This window comes from Ruegeria sp. CH6 (assembly GCF_056537005.1).
The window spans coordinates 95191-113547 of sequence record NZ_JBQFQS010000007.1 but is presented as its reverse complement, the minus strand read 5'-3'; the positions used below and the strand labels follow the sequence as shown (position 1 = coordinate 113547).

The window sequence follows — 18357 nt, the reverse complement described above, 5'->3', positions numbered from 1 at the left end:
TTGCACTTGGTAAGTACAAGCCAAAGTCCGTGGTTGCCCCGGCTCGCGATTGAGCCGGGGCATCCTGATCAGTAAGTGCGTTTCAGATCGCTGTAGGCACCGCGCAATTTCACGGTAACCGTGATGTCCTGCTTGTCACGGTTGCGCCAGAACCAGCCATGATTGCCGCCAAAGGCTGCAACCAGATCGCCGCGGTCGTCGGTCTTGCCCCTGCCCTTTTCATAGCTGATCGACTGATCCGAATTGTCGCCATGCAGATCAAAGTTGATGCGCCCACCTTCGGCGACCCACTCATATTCTGCGACGGCACCTTCTTCCATGACCAGCTTCCACTCGATCCCTTCGCCCGGTGCCAGGGTGAATGAAAATTCGTCTGACCAGGGCTCAGCGCTTTCTTGGGCATAGGCGGCGCCAACAAAGGCCCCCATGATATCCAGCAGCAGATTCGATTGCTCGTCACTTGCCGCTTGTGCATCTTGGGCGGCCTCATCCGCCAGTTCGGTCTTGATCTCACCCATTTCGGTCAGCCCTAGAACCCGGCCGATCCGCGTGGGATCAATACCGTACTCTGCTGGCAAAACGATGGTGATCAGAATGGCCACGGCCGCAACCGCAGCGATAATGGTGGATCGGATGAGTTGCTGCGAGCTTGGCAGCTCCTCGGGGGAAGGTTTTTCAGAGTTGTACATGTGTTTCTCCGCGAATTCAGGTTGTGGTGAAAAGGCCGGTGAGCTGATAGCCAATCAGGACAAAGCCGGCTGACATCATCATCACGTTGACCGTGTAGGCGTGTTTCCAGAAGAATGGGGACTTTCGCCAAAAACCCATGACGATCAGGATCATCGCCAAGGCCAGCATCTGGCCAATCTCGACCCCGACATTGAAGGCCAGAAGGTTGGGCAGCAGCCCGTCCTGCGGAATGTCATAATCAAGGATTTTGGTCGCCAGACCGAGGCCGTGGAAAAAGCCAAAGATGAGCGTCGCCAGTTTGGTATTTGGCTGAAACCCGAACCAGCGCTGATAGGCGCCCAGATTGTCCAATGCCTTGTAGACGACGGACAGGCCGATGATCGCGTCAACGATATAGGCGTTGACGTTCCAACCGAAGTAAACCCCTGCCAGCATGGTCGTGGAATGCCCAAGGGCAAAGATGCTGACATAGGTGGCGACGTGTTTGGCCCGGTACAGGAAGAACACGACCCCGAACAGAAACAGGACATGGTCATATCCCGTCACCATGTGCTTGGCGCCAAGATAGGCAAAGGGAATCAGTTTGACGCCCCAGATCTGCTGGATATAGCCGGCATCACCGGCGGTTACGTTATGCGCGGCGGCATAGGTTGCGCTGAACCCGAGCGCCGCAAGGATAAGGGTTGCCAGAAGCAGGGATTGGCGCATCGCCAACCCGCCCCAGCCCCTTTGGACTGCGTGCATGAGAATTTCTCCGCTTTTTTGTAGGAATGATCTTTGGGCCCGCCGGAGGGCGGGACAGATCAGACGCGCGGAGGTCGTTCGAGCCGATAAACCGGATTGGGTGGGTCGACGAACGGGTCCATAACCCCGGCCAGCAGGTACTCCGTAACCGGCAGGGTTGAACCATTGCGGATCAGAATGGCCGAGCTGTGGTCGTGATCGGCCACATCATGACTGTGACCGTGCAACGACCAGTAACGATCGACGCTGTCGCCATGTGAATGTCCGTGATCTTCGTGAACAGCCTCAGCACGGGCTTCGGCCAACAGAAAATCTGTTGGGTGCGAAAACGACGGGGCCAGCGACCAGACGAGCAGTGACAAGGCCATAAGCGAAACGAAGACCCGTCTCGTCCAATTCCTGATATCTTTGCCCGGTTCTAGTTGCATTTTAAGCTCTTACATCGGCCTTGCTTAGACCCCTGCCCTCAACCTGACCTACCCCTGATTGGAATTTCAGAGCAATCCCTAAATTGGCATCAACCACCATGCCGCACTGCAGGTGGCGAATGACTGCCGGTTGGCGGCAAAGCAAAGAACAATTCACGGGCAGAATTTATTCGCTCACGCAGCGCCAACTAAGAGTGACCCGGTGTGAAGGCCCGGAGCCTTCCTTTTGCTGCCCTCTCTCCCACATGTGCGCCATGCACCATTCGGAACAAAGGACACAGTTATGGTTACTCGTCTTCTCCTGACATCGGCCGCCCTGACGCTGAGCGCATCGGCATTGGCCGCCCAAAGCCTGTCGGACGGCGCCTATATTCAGGGCTTTATTGGATACAGCCAACTGCAGGACAGCGACTTCTCGGGCACGATCGGCGCTGCGACCCAGTCGGTCGATACGGATTTTGATGGCGGATACGGGCTTGGCCTGGCCATCGGTAAGGAAATACCGCAATGGTCGAACGACAATGTCGGCACACGGATCGAGCTGGAACTGTCCTATCGAGACAATGATGTGGATGGCGTGAATTTCTCGGGCAACGGCCCGGCGCCCGAAGGCAACGTGTCAGGCGATGTCAGCCAGACCTCGTTGTTTGCCAACGTGCTGTTTGACTTCAAACAGAGCGGCAAGGTCACCCCTTTTGCCGGGTTTGGTCTGGGCGCCACCTATTCTGATCTGAACTTTGTCTATGGACCCGGCGTGGCACTGGATGACAGCGACACCAATTTTGCGGCACAGCTGATTGCGGGTGTGGCCTATGACATCAACAGCTCAACCGCGTTTACCGTCGATGCCCGCTATTCCCGTGCCTTCGATGTGTCCTCGCAACGGCTGGCACCAAACGGAGCGTCGACCGGCACGGTTGAGGATGATCTGGATACGTTCAGCGTTAACTTCGGTCTGCGCTACAGCTTCTGAACGCAGCACAGGGGAAACGTCTCGGTTCCGTTTCCCCTACCCGCGTGCCCGGTATCTGAAGGATCAGGGCACGCGGAATTTCAAACGGGTCTAACCCTTACTCAGGCGCTTTGGTCTTGCGCAGATATGGGAAGATTGTCTCGAACTCGCCAAATTTCTCTTTGGCGTCTTCGTTCGAGACGGTCGGCGGGATGATTACATCCTCACCCGGAACCCAGTTCGCCGGCGTCGCGACACCTTTGGCGCTCATCTGCAGACCATCCAGCGCGCGCAGGATTTCGGCAAAGTTCCGACCAACAGTCATTGGATAGGTCATCGACAGTTTCAGTTGCTTGTCCGGGCCAATGATAAAGACCGAGCGCACAGTGGCGCTGTCGGCAGGCGTACGGCCATCGGGCAGATAGGCTTCGGCCGGCAGCATGTCGAAGGCTTTCGACACGGCCAGACCATCATCAGCGATAATCGGGAAACCGGGGTTGGCCTTGCCGTATTCCTCGATGTCCTTTTTCCACTTCTTGTGGTCCTCGACACCATCGACCGACACACCGATGACCTTGGTGTTCCGCGCCGCCCATTCGTCGTTCAACTGTGCAACGGCCGAAAACTCGGTGGTGCAGACAGGGGTGAAGTCCTTGGGGTGCGAGAACAGGATGGCCCAGCTGTCGCCAATCCAGTCGTGGAACTGAACGGTGCCCTGATCCGTTTCAGCGGTGAAATTCGGGACGGTATCGTTGATGCGCAAACCCATTGGGAATCTCCTTTCCTGTGAAAAACTCCGAGTCGGTTGATGCCAACCTAATCACTTTGCGCAGAGGTTAAACCATTCATGTTGCTCTGTCAGAAGATTTGGCAGATACATAATTTGATCAAATTATGATTTCCCACTTGCCCCGCATCGGGTCGGGTGACAGAGTGCCCTAGAAAACCGACCGATCGGTCGATTGATTTCTGCTCCGGAGGATGAGCCATGATCGAAAAACGCGATTTCTATATCAACGGCAAATGGGTCGCCCCCTCGGCGGCAAATGATTTCCAGGTAACCAACCCGTCGACCGAAGAGCCCTGTGCCGTGATTTCTCTGGGGGCCGAAGCTGATACGAATGCTGCGGTCGCCGCCGCCAAGGCAGCGCTGCCCGGCTGGATGGAAACGCCAGTGGAAGAGCGTATCGCGCTGGTGGAAAAGCTGATCGAAATCTACCAGACCCGCGCCGAAGATCTAGCGCAGGCCATGTCTCTGGAAATGGGCGCGCCGATCGACATGTCGCGTACACAGCAGGTTGGTGCCGGGACCTGGCATCTGAAAAACTTCATCCGCGCAGCCAAGGCGTTTCAGTTCGATCGCCCGCTGGGGGATCATGCCCCCAACGACCGCATTATTTATGAGGCCGTAGGTGTTGCCGCGCTGATCACGCCATGGAACTGGCCGATGAATCAGGTCACGCTCAAGGTCGGTGCAGCAGCCATCGCAGGCTGTACGATGGTGCTGAAACCATCCGAGCAGAGCCCGCTGAACGCGATGATCTTTGCCGAGATGATGGATGAGGCAGGCTTCCCCGCCGGTGTCTTCAATCTAGTGAACGGGGACGGTGTCGGCGTTGGTTCGCAGCTTTCGGGGCACCCGGATGTGGATATGGTCAGCTTCACCGGTTCGACCCGCGCCGGAACCGCGATTTCCAAGAATGCAGCCGATACGCTGAAGAAGGTGCATCTGGAATTGGGTGGCAAAGGTGCGAATGTCGTCTTTGCCGATGCCGATGAAAAGGCGATCAAGCGGGGTGTTCTGCACATGATGAACAACACCGGCCAGAGCTGTAATGCACCCAGCCGTATGCTGGTGCAGCGCCCGATCTACGATCATGCTGTTGAGACTGCGGCAGAGGTAGCAAACAAGGTTGCTGTTGGCCCCGCTCAGGACGAAGGTCGCCATATCGGTCCCGTCGTGAACGAGGTGCAGTGGGGCAAGATTCAGGACCTGATCCAAAAGGGCATCGATGAAGGTGCGCGTCTGGTTGCAGGTGGCACCGGACGCCCCGAAGGTCTCAACAAGGGCTACTATGTACGCCCGACCGTCTTTGCCGATGCGAACAACCAGATGACCATCGCGCGCGAAGAGATCTTTGGCCCGGTTCTGACCATGATCCCCTTCGACACCGAAGAGGAAGCCATCGAGATTGCCAATGACACCCCTTACGGCCTGACCAACTATGTCCAGACACAGGATGGCGCACGCGCCAATCGGATGGCACGGCATCTGCGCTCGGGCATGGTCGAGATGAATGGCCAGTCCCGTGCGGCTGGCTCACCCTTTGGTGGTATGAAACAGTCAGGCAACGGGCGCGAAGGCGGCCTCTGGGGTCTGGAAGACTTCCTTGAGGTCAAAGCGGTTGGCGGCTGGGCTGCAGAGTAAACATTCCGCTTGCTGATGATTTAAGGCGAGGCACGGTTTCGTGCCTCGCTTTTTTCTGTCAGGCAGGTCGCACGATCAACTGTGGCTCTCCGTTCGATGTATGCCGGGTGGATCGGCCGTCCCAGCCAATTTCGCCCGTAACACGCTGACGAAACGCCGAGAAACTGTCGAATTGAACCACGTCTACCGGCGTATCAAAATGCAGGGTTATGCGTCGATGAGAGCCGTCGCCCATCATGGTTAAACCCCGGATTTCTGCCGAGAAAGACTGCCCGAGATAGCGGCCCTCGACCCGGTCGCCGACCCGAAGCCGCATCCGGTTACCCGCCATTGCATGCAGCGTATTCCAATCCTTTACACCATGCTGATGCGCAACTGTTTCCAGCGCCTCGCTGTGGGACAGCTTAACACCAGCGCCGCGCAGTCGTTCACGCAGCCGCCTCGCCTGCGTCTTCAATTCTTCAATCGAAGCGATGTTTTCCGTATTTGCCATTCTTTGCCTCGTTTCCTTTAACGGGCGCGAAGTCTGGACGGTGTCCGCATTGCCATCCGCGCGCCAGAAATGGGGCATCAGATGTTGGTTCAATCGGGTTTCACCATGGCCAACGACCGCGAACGGCAGGGTTCCCGAACCTGCGCAATTCCTGACATCGGTCACACGAACTGTCAATTGGCCACCGCTGACTTCAGCTCAGAATCCGGCTCGAGATGGATTACAAATACCGACCCCGGGTACTTTTTTAGTAGCGCCTCTTCGATATCGTCGCAGATGTCATGAGCAGCAGCCACTGACATATCGCCGGCTACGACAAGGTGGAACTCGACGAAAATGACGCTTGCTGACCTGCGGCCCCTCAGATCGTGATACTCCAGCGCGGGTCCGAGATTGGCCTCGATCGCTGTGCGCACGGTTTGCAGATCCTGTTCGGACAAGGAGGCATCCATGAGCCCGTCAACAGAGGAACGAATGACTTTCCAGCCTTCCCAAAGGATGTTCAGAGCGACCAGAATGGCGATAATCGGATCAAGGATCAGCCAGCCCGTAGCCAGCGCAAACAGAAGACCCACAACAACCCCGACAGAGGTCATGACATCGGTGAAAATGTGCTTTGAGCTGGCCTCCAGTGCGGGCGATTTCTCGTTTCTTCCAACGCGCAGCAGAATGACAGCCCAAGCGCCGTTGATGCAGGTCGCGACGGCGTTGACAGCTATTCCGATCATCGGAGCATGATCCAAATGCGGAGATGGCAGCGCCGAGACAGCCTCGCGAATGATCAATAACGCCGCCAGAACGATCAACGTCCCTTCAGCAACGGCCGAGAGATACTCGGCTTTTTTGTGCCCAAAAGGGTGTTTCTCATCCGGTGGTCGGCCCGAAATCTGAACCGCAAAATAGGCCAGAAGTGCGGCCGCAACATTCACAATAGACTCGAGCGCATCCGAAAGCAGCGCGACCGAGCCTGTCAGCCACCAGGCCAACAGCTTCAGCAGCAACACGGCAAGGGACACCGGAATGGACCAGGCAGCAAACTTCTGAGACATCAGCCTAATTTCTTGCGTCATCCCCTATCGTCTACCACAAGGGTCAGGCTTGGGGGCGGCTTTTTTCAGCCGACGCCTATGCGTCGGCCTGCGCTGCCTCATAGGCCAGCATCGCACGCTTGACGGGCAGCCCCCAGTGATAGCCACCCAAGCCACCGGATTTGCGCAAGGCGCGATGGCAGGGGATCAGCCAGCTGACCGGATTGCGTCCGACCGCCGTTCCCACCGCGCGAACGGCTTGTGGCGATCCCACTCGCTGGGCGATCTCGGAATATGTCGTGACCTGGCCCGATGGTATTTGCATCAACGCCTCCCACACTTTGATCTGCAGCGGTGAGCCGATCAGAAAGAGCGGCGTAGGCTCTAACCTTTCACTTTCCGCCCCGAATGCACTAAGCACCCATGGTCGCAGAAGCATCGGGTCTTCGACAAATCTGGCCTTGGGCCAGCGAGAGAGCATGTCTTCCATCGCTTCTTCCTCGCCAGTTTCCGCACCAAAAGCCATGCCGCAGATACCCTTGTCGGTGCCCATGACCAACGCAGGGCCGAACGGGCTCTCGAACCAACCCCAATAGATGGTCAGGCCTTCGCCCTTACGGGCGTATTCGCCGGGACTCATTGCTTCCCACTTGAGGAACAGGTCGTGCAGACGTCCGCTACCGGAGAGACCCACATTGTGGGCGGTTTCCAAAGTCGTGAACCGTTCCCGCAACAGCGCCTTGGCATGCCCAAGGGTCAGGTATTGCTGATATCGCTTTGGCGAAACTCCGGTCCAGCGTGAGAACAGCCGCTGAAAATGCGCGGGGCTCATATCCATCTGACGTGCCAGTTCATCAAGGCTGAGCGTTTCACCGCCCTGATCGATCAACTCGATCGCGCGCCGCATGACGTTGTAGTGATAGCCGGTTTCTGGGTTCTGTACGTTCATGTTGCACCTCTTCGCTTACATAAACATTACATCGCCCTGACCAATGCCGCGACCCGGAACCTGCGCATATATTTGTCAACTGAGTTGACGAATCGCTTTGCACCTATCTAGATTGGGGGCATGGAACATTCATTGGATCAGCTCTATCAGGCAGTTCAGGCCACGCGGCCCCTGCTGCGCAACATTACCGCCGCGGTTGAACGCGGCAGCAATCGTGAAGGCGTAACTGTAGGACAACGTGCTATCCTAGAGGGGCTATCCCTTTTCCCCGGAGCGACAGCCCCACAATTATGCACCGAGTTGCAGCTGAAACGGCAATACGTCGCGCGCATCCTGCAGGAAGTGATGAAGGCCGGTCTGGTCGACAGTCGCGCCAATCCCAAGCGCGCGCGTTCTTACTGCTATCGGCTGACACCCACGGGCCAGGACATCATCACCGCGATCCGGACAGATGAGATGTCAAAACTGGCCAGTTTTTCCAAAGACTTCTCTCTCGAAGAGCTTGCGACTTACCATAAGGTACAACTGGCGCTCACACGGTTTTTTGCCGATCTGGCTGAGGAGGTATGAGATGTCGGTTCTTTGGATCATCCTCGCCGGAATTGTGATCGCGGTTCTCTATATTCTAAATGAAATTCGCAGGATTGGCACGCCAACAACCGGTCCGGCAATTGATCTGGCTACACGTCCGGCAACGGCGCTGGTGGTGATCGACATGCAGACTGATTTCACCTCGTCACCCGGATGGGATGCCGCTGAGTTGGATGCTGCCATTTCGAACATAAGAGACTCCGTCAAGCAGGCCCGCGAGGACAGGATGCCCGTGATCGCCATTCGGCATGTTTTCAAGGGCAAGCTGGCGAACCTGCTGAACGGCTGGTTCAATCAGGGGCGCGGCAATGAAGGGTCGGCCGGGATTGAGACCGATCCGCGCCTCGGGCTGAATGCGGATGCGGAGTTTGTAAAAACCGTAGGCGATGCCTTTTCCTCGACCGCGTTTGAGCAGTTTTTGGAAGACAACCAGATCGGAACCCTGATCCTGACCGGACTTGATGGATGCCATTGCGTCAACAAGACAGCGCAGGGGGCGCTAAACCGGGGCTATCGGGTACACATCGATCCGACAGCTGTTCTGGCAGCCAATCCAGAACATTGGGCGAAGGTTAGAGAGAAACTGGAGGTAGAGGGGGCGGAACTTCGAGGGCTATCGGCGTGATATTCCTATAGCAGCCACCCAACACTCAGCCATTCGTGTTGCCAATTCCCGGCCTTTTCAATTGCGAGCAGCGATCCGGCAGGGCATACCGTGCTGGATGGCTAAACAACTCGACTACCACACGATCCGCGAGATCTTTACACGCTTTCAACAGGCCGACCCGGAACCCAAGGGCGAGCTTGATCATGTGAACGTCTACACCCTGGTCGTGGCAGTGGCGCTGTCAGCGCAAGCGACCGATGCGGGTGTCAACAAGGCGACACGCGAACTGTTCAAAATCGCTGACACGCCGCAGAAGATGCTGGATCTGGGCGAAGAGGGTCTGATCGAGCATATCAAAACCATCGGCCTGTTCCGTCAGAAAGCCAAAAATGTCATCAAACTGAGTCGCATTCTGGTCGAAGACTACGGCGGCGAAATCCCCAATTCTCGTGCCGCCCTGCAGTCCTTGCCCGGCGTCGGGCGAAAAACCGCCAATGTGGTTCTGAATATGTGGTGGCATTATCCGGCGCAGGCAGTAGACACGCATATCTTTCGGGTCGGCAACCGCACAGGTATCTGTCCCGGTAAAAACGTCGACGTTGTTGAACGGGCTATCGAGGACAACATACCAACCGATTTTCAGCTGCATGCGCATCATTGGCTGATCCTGCATGGCCGCTATCACTGCAAGGCACGCAAACCGATGTGCCCCACCTGTATCATCCGCGATCTTTGCGAATTTGAGGATAAAAACCTATGAAAACTTACCAGCTGACGGGCATAGGGAATGCCGTTGTGGACGTGATTTCCCAAGCCGACGACAGTTTCCTGGAGCTGATGGGCATTGAAAAAGGCATCATGCAATTGATCGAGCAGGAACGCGGCGAAGTGCTGTATGCCTCGATGGAATCACGGGTGCAGACGCCCGGCGGCTCGGTTGCCAACACGATTGCGGGTGCCGGTGCTCTGGGACTGGATGCAGCCTTTATTGGCCGCGTGCATGACGATGCGCTGGGTCGGTTCTATGCGGATGCAATGAATGAAGACGGTGTTGATTTTGTGAACCCACCGGTGCCGGGCGGCGAGCTACCAACCTCACGTTCGATGATCTTTGTTTCGCCCGATGGTGAACGGTCGATGAACACCTACCTGGGGATTTCCTCGGAATTGTCATCCGAGGACGTGTCCGGGGATGTGGCTGGCAACAGCCAGATCATGTTCCTGGAAGGCTATCTGTTCGACAAGGAAAAAGGCAAAGCCGCGTTTCTTGAGGCAGCGCGCAACTGCCACAAGGGCGGAGGCAAGGCTGGCATCGCGATTTCCGATCCGTTCTGCGTCGAACGCCACCGGGTCGATTTCCTGCTGCTGATCGAGAACGAGCTGGATTTCGTCATCGGTAACGAAGCGGAAATCAAATCGTTGTTCGAAACCGATGATCTGGAGGACGCACTGGCCAAAACCGGAGAGATCTGCCCGCTGGTTGTTTGCACACGTTCCGGTGACGGGGTGACCGTTCTGAACGAAGGCAAGCGCATCGACGTGGCGGTAGAAAAGGTTGTACCGGTGGATGCAACCGGCGCAGGCGATCAGTTCGCTGCCGGCTTCCTGTTCGGAATGGCCACAGGCCGCGACTATGAAACCTGTGCCCGTATCGGCAATGTCTGTGCCCGTGAAGTGATCAGCCACATCGGCCCGCGGCCCGAAGCAAACATGCTGGAGCTGCTGCGCGAAGAAGGGCTGCTGTAAGCGGTCTTTCAGAATCCAGCGGCGGCATCATTCAGCGCCCAGTCATACTCATATCCGCTGATGCGGGAGGTTTGAGACAGACGGGCGCTGAGAGCCGGATCCGCCGCAGTTGCAAGATACGCAAGAACTGCCCGGTCGTTTGGTCCGAAATCCTCTCGGAACCAGATGTAGATCTTTGACAGGATCAGCCGCCCGCGTGTGTCAAACCTGACGCCACGCGGGTCGTTAACGTAGGCATTTTCGGCCGCCGAGAAGTCACGTTCGAGCGTCTCAGCCTGCCACGCCCGATCCATCAGGTTCGGGCACCCCACCGCAGCGCAGTTCAGTGCGTAATGAATTCGTGGTTCGTTGAATGTGGGTCGAATGATGCGGTGCTCAATATCATTCAGCGTCAGGACCTGACCCGCCACCTGCGCTAGGGGCCGGTCCCACGGCCCAAAGGAAAACGCACCATCTGTAATGTCGCGGATCGAAGCGACGGGATAGTTTTCAAGGATCAGGTCCACGGTCAGTGCGTTATAGAGATTGATCCAATAGGCCAGTTGCTGATCCCGGGTCAGACGGGCAGGATCAACCGATTGAAGATCACTCAGGTACTGCTCCAATCGAGCTTGATCAGCCTGCGTGACCTGCGCATAGGCGACTCTGTTCACTCCTTGTGTGTCGGTAGCGACGTAGCGCGCGAGAAAGCTGCTCCAATCGCGATGATCGACACGATCACCGGGCGGTTGCGCCGCGCGGGTCAGATTGGTGTCGGCAAACGGCACAGCACTGGGCAGCGCCAGACGTTCGACACTGGCGCAAGCCGCCAGAAGAGGCAGAAGCAGGATGAGCCACAAAGCTTTCATGATTTTCCCTTCCGGTTCTGACGCCGCGCACGCAGCTGACCTTTGAGCTTCTTGATCGGGGCCTGTTCAGGACTATCCAGACCCGGCAACTCAGGGTGACTAGACAGATCCCGCATGGCAGAGTTCCACCAATAGGTCCCCATTGGACCGTCAACTTTGTCAGGCATGGCAAGATGCAGGTCACGCTGGGCGTTGTGAACACACATGGACAACGGGCCGTTGCCCGTGGCGACCATGAAGACACAGGACGCACAGCGATCTTCCTCCAGCGCGTCAGCGGCCATGAAGTTATGGATGAATACCGCCTGTCGCCTGACCCGACCACGCAACAGACCCGTCCCTAATCGAAGGACACAACTCGCAAGATGCGCAGCGGCCCGCAAGGCAAGGCCCGGCCTCCGAAGAACCAACCGCCGAACGCTGTCGCGCGTGTCGAGATATGCATCCGCTGATCTGTCCATCTGCTCCAATGCGGCGATTACCTGTTGCACCAGACGCTGATGCGACAGGACGGAAATCGCCCGCCCACCGGCCGTCAGGACAGAAGCGTATCGATTACATCCGGCATGCCCGACCGCCGCCGCATCGAAATGCAGTGGGGTGCCATACCCCTGCTCCACCGCCCGCATGACACTGCTCTGTGTGATTGAATCCGGTCGCTCACGCAGAACACCCCTGCCGGTGTCGGCCTGCATCTGGAAGGAGACAAAAGCGATCTCGGGCTGGTCCCGCATGAACCGCGCCAATGCGGGGAGATCGGACAAATTGCCTTCAAACACAGTTGTGTTGAATAAAATGCGCAAACCAAGTCCGCGCGCTGCGACTATGTAGTTGCGACGTACGGTGTTCAGCTCAATCTCGTTGTCAAACCCTTTGCGCTCTTGGGTCATGTCCACGTGAAACGCCACATCGTCCAAACCTGCCGCTGCCAGTCGGGACAAGAACGCACGACTCGCGCGGATACCGTTGGTCATCAAACACGACCGCATTCCAAGGCGGCGAATTTCACGGCAAAGCGCTTCAAGATCCTCGACTTTGCGAAGGGTTGGGTCACCTCCGGTGAGTTGCACCGAAACACCCGGGCCATAATGGCTGTGGATCGTGGCCAGCCGCGCAAAGAGAACCGACAAAGGCGGATCATAGGTCATCTCCGCCCGATCCGAGAGGTAGCAGAGCGTACAATCAAGATTGCATCGCTGGGTCACCTCAAGCGCAACACAGGCGATCGGATAAAAGCGGCCCGCGGTTTGAGAATGTCCGTATTCGCCACATCCTTGCAAACCTTCCCGCAAAGTCGCACGACGGTCGGAGCCGCGAAATACTCGCCCTGCGGGAACGACATTGGAATGGCCTGGCGCGATATCTTTCATACGCGCCAAGCTAAAGCTGCAGTTTGCGACGGGCCACGCCCCCTCACGGCAACGTGCTGGGCGGTGATCATATCAGCCGCAGCAACCACCTGACGTTTTGGCAGCCGGTACGGTCTGTGCTTCATCCGTGTTCGCACCACGACCCAGCCATGTGCGTTCCGCCAGATAGAAGTCAGTAAACAGGCCGAGAAAATCCTCAGAGACTGATTTCTGCGGAAGTCCTGTGTCCAGCAATGACTGCTGCCATGCCTTCACCTTTGGATAGGCGGCAAGCATGTCATGGCCGCTGTGGTCTGACACAATCACTGCACGATGCAGAAGTGGCAACCAGGCCATATCCACATTGCCAAGCGTCGCCCCCGAGAAATAGGGGCCTTCACCAAGCTGGCTTTCGGCCTTCTCGAAGGACTTGCCCAGCTTTTCCATACGCTCATCAAAGATAGCTTTGTCCGCGCTTTGCATGGTGCTGCATTGTACGAGATAGTGTTTGCTGGCTTGATAGCTCCATGCCCGGTTGAGCGCACGCTGCTCGGGCGTCAGATCTGCCTGCAGAGGGGCGGTGATTTCATCGATATATTCGACAATCGCATCGGATTCGAACAGAGACACGCCACCCTCGGTGACCAGAACCGGAACCTGCCCTGTCGGGGACAGCTCAAGAAACCAATCCGGCTTGTCGCTGAGGCTGATATAGTCGATCTGATAGGGTACCTGCTTGGCTTCGAGCATGGCGGTCACACGCTGAACGAAGGGGCAGATTTTGAAGCTTATGATACGGATCATTTGTCTTTCCTTTTGGTGGTTTCATCTGTCAGACGAAGCCCACGCCAAAAAGACGACGTTCAGATCAACAATTTTTGCAACTGGCCGGTTTTTCCTGAACGTCCGAGATGTTTCCCCGCACGTCCATCGAGATATTGCAGCATGCCTCAAATGCCTTGCGCAATTCCACCCGCCCCTTTTGAACGCGTGATTTCAGGGTCGAGTAGGACAGACCGTGTTGCTCAGCATAATCTCGCTGCGACATGCCATGTATATCAATGGCCATCAGCATCTCTGCAGTTTCTTCAGGCAGGCCGAGAATGAAGGGTTCGACACAGCCCTCGAGATCCTGACGCGTTTCCGGATCGTCCCGGTGATACCAAAGATCATCCGGATGCGCGGCGGCCCGGCCGGATTTACGGTAGAAATCAATGATGGTTCGGTCGGCGGTCTGAAACAACCAAGGCTGCAGCCTAGCTGGATCCTGCAGACCGGGCAGACCGGTGAACACCTTGATCGAGATATCCTGCAACAAGTCATCCACATCCGCAGGGTTTGAGACCCGCGAATGAAGAAACGCCTTCAGGCGGGCGCGGTACTTGGGCCAGATATCATCAATACGCATGTCACGACTCTGCGGCTGTTTCAGCCCGGATTATGACAGGTGAGCATCGAAAGCAGCAACCACCTGCTCATACACTGCACGTTTAAAGGGAACGATTTCCTCAATCAGACGATTGGGCTCCTGCCATTTCCAGTGCGTGAATTCGGGATGTTCCGTCTGGATATCGATCTGGTCGTCACGACCGGTGAACCGCATCAGGAACCATTTCTGCTCCTGCCCGCGGTAGCGGCCTTTCCAGATTTTCGGCACGATGTCGTGGGGCAGGTCATAAGGCAGCCAACCGTCTGTCTCGGCGATAATCTCAACCAGATCAGCCGTCACACCGGTTTCTTCCCAAAGTTCGCGCAGGGCTGCATCGCGGGGGTTTTCACCCTTGTCTACGCCGCCCTGGGGCATTTGCCAGGCGTCCTTGTGGCGGTCATTGCGCTGGCCCACGAAAATCTTGCCGTCGGCATTCATCAGCATCAGGCCAACGCAGGGGCGATAGGGCAGTTTGGCAATGTCTTCAGGGGTCATGCGCGGCCTCATGGGTTTGTTCTGCCCACCTCTAACAAGCGTCGCCACGGCAGCAAAGGGGGTGACGTTAGGTTTCGCGTGACAAAGGTTACGTGCACGTCAATTTAGTTGTGCACTGCAGGCAGGGAGAGTTGCGATGACTGCGTACCCAAACATGCTGGCCCCGCTGGATCTGGGCTTTACCACGTTGAAGAACCGCGTCCTGATGGGTTCGATGCATACCGGGTTGGAAGAGACTGGTGACTGGAACCGTGTTGCCGAGTTTTATGCCGACCGGGCGCGTGGCGGTGTGGCGCTGATGGTGACCGGCGGAATCGGTCCCAATCTGGAAGGATCGGTGCTGCCCGGTGCTGCGATGATGACGACCGACAAAGACGTCGCCAATCATTCCATCGTGACAGATCGCGTACACGAGGCGGGTGGCAAGATCGCCATGCAAATCCTGCATGCCGGGCGTTATTCCTATGGGCCTAAATGTGTGGCGCCGAGCCCGGTGAAATCCCCGATCTCACCTTTCCCGCCGAACGAACTAGACGAAGACGGGATCGAGAAGCAGATCAGCGACATCGTCAACGCCGCCGTGCTTGCTCAGAAAGCCGGATATGACGGGGTCGAGATCATGGGGTCGGAAGGGTATTTCCTCAACCAGTTCCTTGTGACCCATACCAACAAGCGCGAAGACCGCTGGGGTGGTTCTTATGAGAACCGTATGCGCCTGCCCATCGAGGTAATGCGCCGCACACGCGAGGCGGTGGGAACAGATTTCATCATCATATACCGCCTGTCGATGATCGATCTGGTGCCCAATGGCTCGACCCATGATGAGGTCGTTCAATTGGCGCAAGAGATCGAGAAGGCCGGAGCCACCATCATCAACACCGGTATCGGCTGGCACGAGGCGCGCATTCCGACGATTGCAACCTCTGTACCCCGGGCAGCATTTGCCTGGGTGACCAAAAAGCTGATGGGCAAGGTATCGATCCCGATAATCACCTCGAACCGGATCAACACACCGGAAGTGGCCGAAGAGGTGCTGTCGACCGGTTGCGCCGATATGGTCTCACTGGCTCGTCCGATGCTGGCGGATGCGGATTTCGTCAACAAGGCGATTGCGGGAGATGGGGCAAAGATAGCCCCCTGCATCGCCTGCAATCAGGCCTGTCTGGATCACACCTTCGGCGGCAAACTGACATCATGTCTGGTGAACCCGCGTGCGTGCCATGAAACAGAGCTGGTGATCGGCAAAACCGATGCTACGAAAAAGGTCGCCATCGTAGGCGCAGGACCGGCGGGTTTGTCCACAGCGATGACCGCTGCCCAGCGCGGCCATGACGTCACCCTGTTTGACCGGGCCGACGAGATCGGCGGACAACTGAACATGGCCAAGCAGGTTCCCGGCAAAGAGGAATTCTGGGGGCTGGTCGACTGGTATCGGACCATGATTGCTGATCTGGGCGTCACAGTTGAACTGGGTCGCGAAGTTAGCGCAGACGATCTGAGTGGATTTGACGAAGTGATCATTGCCACTGGCGTCACCCCGCGCGACCCGCAGATACCCGGTCAGGATCGTGACAATGTCCTGAGTTACATCGACGTCCTGCGCGGCAAGGCTCCGGTCGGAGGGTCCGTCGCGGTGATCGGGGCCGGTGGCATCGGTTTTGATGTCTCGGAGTTCCTGCTGGAGGACGGCCACAGCCCAACCACCGATCTGCCGCTGTGGATGAAGGAATGGGGCGTGACCGACCCCGCCGAACATCGGTCTGGGTTAGCACCCGAAGGCCCGCAACCCGAAGCACCCGCACGTGAGATCACGCTATTGCAGCGCAAGAAACAGGCCCATGGCAAAGGGCTGGGTAAAACAACCGGATGGATTCACCGGGCGACGTTGAAGATGAAAAACGTTAGTTTTGTCGGCGGGGTGAATTACGAACGTATCGATGATGAAGGCCTGCATGTCAGCTTTGGAGAGGAGCGGGCGGACCCGACCGTAATCGCGGCAGATACCATTGTGTTGTGCGCTGGTCAGGTCTCAGACCGTAGTTTGGCGGATGATCTGATCGAACGCGGGATCACAACTCATGTGATCGGCGGCGCGGATGTGGCGGCTGAACTGGATGCCAAACGAGCGATTAATCAGGGTACGCGACTGGCGGCAGCACTCTGATTTTCAGAGTCGTGGCAACACGCATCCGCTGAATCACGTTGATTAGACACTAAAAGGCCGCTTCTGCAGAGGCGGCCTTTTTCTATTTAAGTGTTGACTCTTATGTTACCTTGGTACATTGGTAACTCATGAGTGAGAGAATTGAACGTACCCAGACCGGAATTCGAATCGAAAAGCGATTGCTGAAAGTCCTGAAGGGGCTGGCAGAATCGCTGGATATGTCCGTTGGCGACCTGATTGAGGGCATCGCCTTGCACAGTTTTGAAAACAAACCGCCATTCTCGCCTGAGACGCTCAAAAAGATCAGCCAGTTGAAAGAGGTTTACGAGCTGGACTGGACCGCCGAGCACAGCCACAAATTCAAGGAGACCGGAGAATGACCGAAGCAGTTCAGGTATCTGAGATCACCCGCGCGTTCGAAGCACATGCCATCGACAATACGACTTTCGCTCATGCCGAGCATGTACAGGTGGCCTTTGACCTGTTGAGGAAATATGACTTCATCGATGCGGCTGCGATCTATGCCAAGGGCATTCGCACACTGGCCACAAACGCCGGTGCGCCCGATAAGTTCAACCTGACAATCACCTATGCGTTCATGAGCCTGATTGCCGAGCGTATGGCTCGCAATTCAGATCAGAATTTCAGCGAGTTTGTCACCGAAAACCCTGATCTGATGTCGAAGAATGTCCTTGGCAAATGGTACGGGAATGACAGGTTAAACTCGGATCTTGCCCGCGGTGTTTTCCTGCTACCCGATGCGGCCTGAGGTCGGCGCCTGTTCACGATCGGTCAACCCATAGTCGCGCATGACCGCGGCTACACGCAGCCGATATCCCTTGAACAGACCCGATTTCCCCCGCGATTGTGCTGTGCGGTGCTCATTCATGCGACGCCACTCGGCAACCGCATCCTCATCGCGCCAGAATGAAAGCGACAGATATCTACCGGGCGTTACCAGACTTTCAAACCGCTCAACGGAAATGAACCCGTCGATATCATCCAGCAGGGGACGAAGATCGGCTGCAATGTCGAGATAGGTCTGCGTTTCACCCTCGGCAGGCTCCACTTCAAAGATGACAGCAATCATGATTGTCCTCCGTGCGGGGTCGAGGCGAGCTTGAGCCAGGTCCGGTCTTCGCGCAGAATGAATCGCTCTTTCTGGGCAAAGGCATAGTTCTCCTGCCCCAAAGGATCCGCAGCCAGGCGCGTGCGATAGGCTTCGTAGTCGGCGAGGCTTTCGACATTATAGATACCATAGGCCAGGGTCGATGACCCCTCATGCGGGGCGAAATAGCCAATCAGATCCGCCCCACAGCGCGGTATCGCCTGCCCCCAGTTTTGAGCATAGGTATTGAACTGTTGTTTTTTGGTCGGGTCGATCTGATAGCGGATGATACAGGTCAGCATTAAAGG

At 56.8% G+C, this 18357-nt stretch carries 23 protein-coding genes; 9 read left to right on the top strand and 14 right to left on the bottom strand.

What is annotated here, in order from left to right:
• Positions 1 to 68: 68 nt before the first annotated feature.
• From ACR0CW_RS15365 to ACR0CW_RS15355, 3 genes are read right to left on the bottom strand one after another with little or no spacing between them, the layout of a single operon-like run.
• On the bottom strand, positions 69 to 689 hold the full coding sequence (locus ACR0CW_RS15365; RefSeq protein ID WP_480788464.1) for a transmembrane anchor protein: 621 nt from the start codon (positions 687 to 689) through the stop codon (positions 69 to 71).
• Between the two features lie 16 nt (positions 690 to 705).
• Entirely contained in the window at positions 706 to 1434 is a 729-nt protein-coding gene (locus ACR0CW_RS15360) for a HupE/UreJ family protein (protein ID WP_480788463.1), read from the bottom strand.
• A gap of 59 nt (positions 1435 to 1493) precedes the next feature.
• Complete coding sequence (locus ACR0CW_RS15355; protein WP_480788462.1) at positions 1494 to 1802, bottom strand: hypothetical protein; 309 nt, start codon at positions 1800 to 1802, stop codon at positions 1494 to 1496.
• Between the two features lie 343 nt (positions 1803 to 2145).
• On the opposite strand from ACR0CW_RS15355, the gene ACR0CW_RS15350 reads away from it, so the two are divergent.
• The gene (locus tag ACR0CW_RS15350; protein WP_480743067.1) at positions 2146 to 2835 is read left to right on the top strand and encodes an outer membrane protein; all 690 of its coding nucleotides are present in this window, start codon (positions 2146 to 2148) and stop codon (positions 2833 to 2835) included.
• Between the two features lie 97 nt (positions 2836 to 2932).
• Here the strand turns inward: ACR0CW_RS15350 and ACR0CW_RS15345 are convergent, their stop codons facing one another.
• Entirely contained in the window at positions 2933 to 3583 is a 651-nt protein-coding gene (locus ACR0CW_RS15345) for a peroxiredoxin (RefSeq protein WP_155146372.1), read from the bottom strand.
• A 219-nt stretch (positions 3584 to 3802) separates the two neighbouring features.
• On the opposite strand from ACR0CW_RS15345, the gene ACR0CW_RS15340 reads away from it, so the two are divergent.
• On the top strand, positions 3803 to 5242 hold the full coding sequence (locus ACR0CW_RS15340; protein ID WP_480788461.1) for an aldehyde dehydrogenase family protein: 1440 nt from the start codon (positions 3803 to 3805) through the stop codon (positions 5240 to 5242).
• A gap of 58 nt (positions 5243 to 5300) precedes the next feature.
• Here ACR0CW_RS15340 and ACR0CW_RS15335 read toward each other — a convergent pair whose 3' ends face one another.
• The 3 genes from ACR0CW_RS15335 to ACR0CW_RS15325 form a co-directional block, all read right to left on the bottom strand.
• The gene (locus tag ACR0CW_RS15335; protein WP_480788460.1) at positions 5301 to 5735 is read right to left on the bottom strand and encodes a glyoxalase superfamily protein; all 435 of its coding nucleotides are present in this window, start codon (positions 5733 to 5735) and stop codon (positions 5301 to 5303) included.
• A 173-nt stretch (positions 5736 to 5908) separates the two neighbouring features.
• Entirely contained in the window at positions 5909 to 6784 is an 876-nt protein-coding gene (locus ACR0CW_RS15330; RefSeq protein WP_480788459.1) for a cation diffusion facilitator family transporter, read from the bottom strand.
• Between the two features lie 76 nt (positions 6785 to 6860).
• On the bottom strand, positions 6861 to 7712 hold the full coding sequence (locus ACR0CW_RS15325; protein WP_170336401.1) for a methylated-DNA--[protein]-cysteine S-methyltransferase: 852 nt from the start codon (positions 7710 to 7712) through the stop codon (positions 6861 to 6863).
• 120 nt (positions 7713 to 7832) lie between these two features.
• On the opposite strand from ACR0CW_RS15325, the gene ACR0CW_RS15320 reads away from it, so the two are divergent.
• The 4 genes from ACR0CW_RS15320 to ACR0CW_RS15305 all read left to right on the top strand — a co-directional run bounded on the left by ACR0CW_RS15320 (position 7833) and on the right by ACR0CW_RS15305 (position 10656).
• Positions 7833 to 8282, top strand: a complete 450-nt coding sequence (locus ACR0CW_RS15320; protein WP_480788458.1) for a MarR family winged helix-turn-helix transcriptional regulator — start codon at positions 7833 to 7835, stop codon at positions 8280 to 8282.
• 1 nt (position 8283) lies between these two features.
• Positions 8284 to 8928, top strand: coding sequence for a cysteine hydrolase family protein (locus ACR0CW_RS15315; protein ID WP_480788457.1), 645 nt, complete (start codon positions 8284 to 8286; stop codon positions 8926 to 8928).
• A gap of 97 nt (positions 8929 to 9025) precedes the next feature.
• Positions 9026 to 9670 carry an endonuclease III gene (gene nth, locus ACR0CW_RS15310; protein WP_480788456.1) on the top strand — a complete coding sequence of 215 codons (645 nt, stop codon included), beginning with the start codon at positions 9026 to 9028 and terminating at the stop codon, positions 9668 to 9670.
• Positions 9667 to 10656: an adenosine kinase gene (locus ACR0CW_RS15305; protein ID WP_480788455.1), complete on the top strand. Its 990-nt coding sequence runs from the start codon at positions 9667 to 9669 to the stop codon at positions 10654 to 10656. Before nth ends, ACR0CW_RS15305 begins: the two co-directional genes overlap by 4 nt.
• 8 nt (positions 10657 to 10664) lie before the next feature.
• Here the strand turns inward: ACR0CW_RS15305 and ACR0CW_RS15300 are convergent, their stop codons facing one another.
• The 5 genes from ACR0CW_RS15300 to ACR0CW_RS15280 form a co-directional block, all read right to left on the bottom strand.
• Positions 10665 to 11504 carry a DUF547 domain-containing protein gene (locus tag ACR0CW_RS15300; protein ID WP_480788454.1) on the bottom strand — a complete coding sequence of 280 codons (840 nt, stop codon included), beginning with the start codon at positions 11502 to 11504 and terminating at the stop codon, positions 10665 to 10667.
• Positions 11501 to 12874, bottom strand: a complete 1374-nt coding sequence (locus tag ACR0CW_RS15295) for a radical SAM protein (RefSeq protein WP_480788453.1) — start codon at positions 12872 to 12874, stop codon at positions 11501 to 11503. The genes ACR0CW_RS15300 and ACR0CW_RS15295 overlap by 4 nt, the downstream gene beginning before the upstream one ends.
• Positions 12875 to 12946: 72 nt before the next feature.
• Positions 12947 to 13657, bottom strand: a complete 711-nt coding sequence (locus tag ACR0CW_RS15290) for a glutathione S-transferase family protein (RefSeq protein WP_480788452.1) — start codon at positions 13655 to 13657, stop codon at positions 12947 to 12949.
• Between the two features lie 64 nt (positions 13658 to 13721).
• Positions 13722 to 14261, bottom strand: coding sequence for an RNA polymerase sigma factor SigZ (sigZ, locus tag ACR0CW_RS15285; protein ID WP_480788451.1), 540 nt, complete (start codon positions 14259 to 14261; stop codon positions 13722 to 13724).
• Positions 14262 to 14291: 30 nt separating this feature from the next.
• Positions 14292 to 14777: an RNA pyrophosphohydrolase gene (locus ACR0CW_RS15280; protein ID WP_480788450.1), complete on the bottom strand. Its 486-nt coding sequence runs from the start codon at positions 14775 to 14777 to the stop codon at positions 14292 to 14294.
• Between the two features lie 136 nt (positions 14778 to 14913).
• Here ACR0CW_RS15280 and ACR0CW_RS15275 point away from each other — a divergent pair, with 136 nt between their 5' ends.
• From ACR0CW_RS15275 to ACR0CW_RS15265, 3 genes are all read left to right on the top strand, one after another.
• Complete coding sequence (locus ACR0CW_RS15275; protein WP_480788449.1) at positions 14914 to 16941, top strand: 2,4-dienoyl-CoA reductase FMN-binding domain-containing protein; 2028 nt, start codon at positions 14914 to 14916, stop codon at positions 16939 to 16941.
• A 128-nt stretch (positions 16942 to 17069) separates the two neighbouring features.
• Positions 17070 to 17321, top strand: a complete 252-nt coding sequence (locus ACR0CW_RS15270) for a hypothetical protein (protein WP_155146402.1) — start codon at positions 17070 to 17072, stop codon at positions 17319 to 17321.
• Complete coding sequence (locus ACR0CW_RS15265) at positions 17318 to 17710, top strand: hypothetical protein (RefSeq protein ID WP_480788448.1); 393 nt, start codon at positions 17318 to 17320, stop codon at positions 17708 to 17710. Before ACR0CW_RS15270 ends, ACR0CW_RS15265 begins: the two co-directional genes overlap by 4 nt.
• On the opposite strand, the gene ACR0CW_RS15260 is transcribed toward ACR0CW_RS15265, so the two are convergent.
• Together ACR0CW_RS15260 and ACR0CW_RS15255 are read right to left on the bottom strand one after the other, a co-directional pair.
• A complete protein-coding gene (locus ACR0CW_RS15260; RefSeq protein WP_480743024.1) occupies positions 17693 to 18031 on the bottom strand; it encodes an antibiotic biosynthesis monooxygenase family protein in 339 nt (112 codons plus the stop codon). The two genes, ACR0CW_RS15265 and ACR0CW_RS15260, sit on opposite strands and share 18 nt — an antisense overlap.
• Positions 18028 to 18351, bottom strand: coding sequence for an NIPSNAP family protein (locus ACR0CW_RS15255; protein ID WP_155146408.1), 324 nt, complete (start codon positions 18349 to 18351; stop codon positions 18028 to 18030). Before ACR0CW_RS15255 ends, ACR0CW_RS15260 begins: the two co-directional genes overlap by 4 nt.
• Between the last annotated feature and the right edge of the window lie 6 nt (positions 18352 to 18357).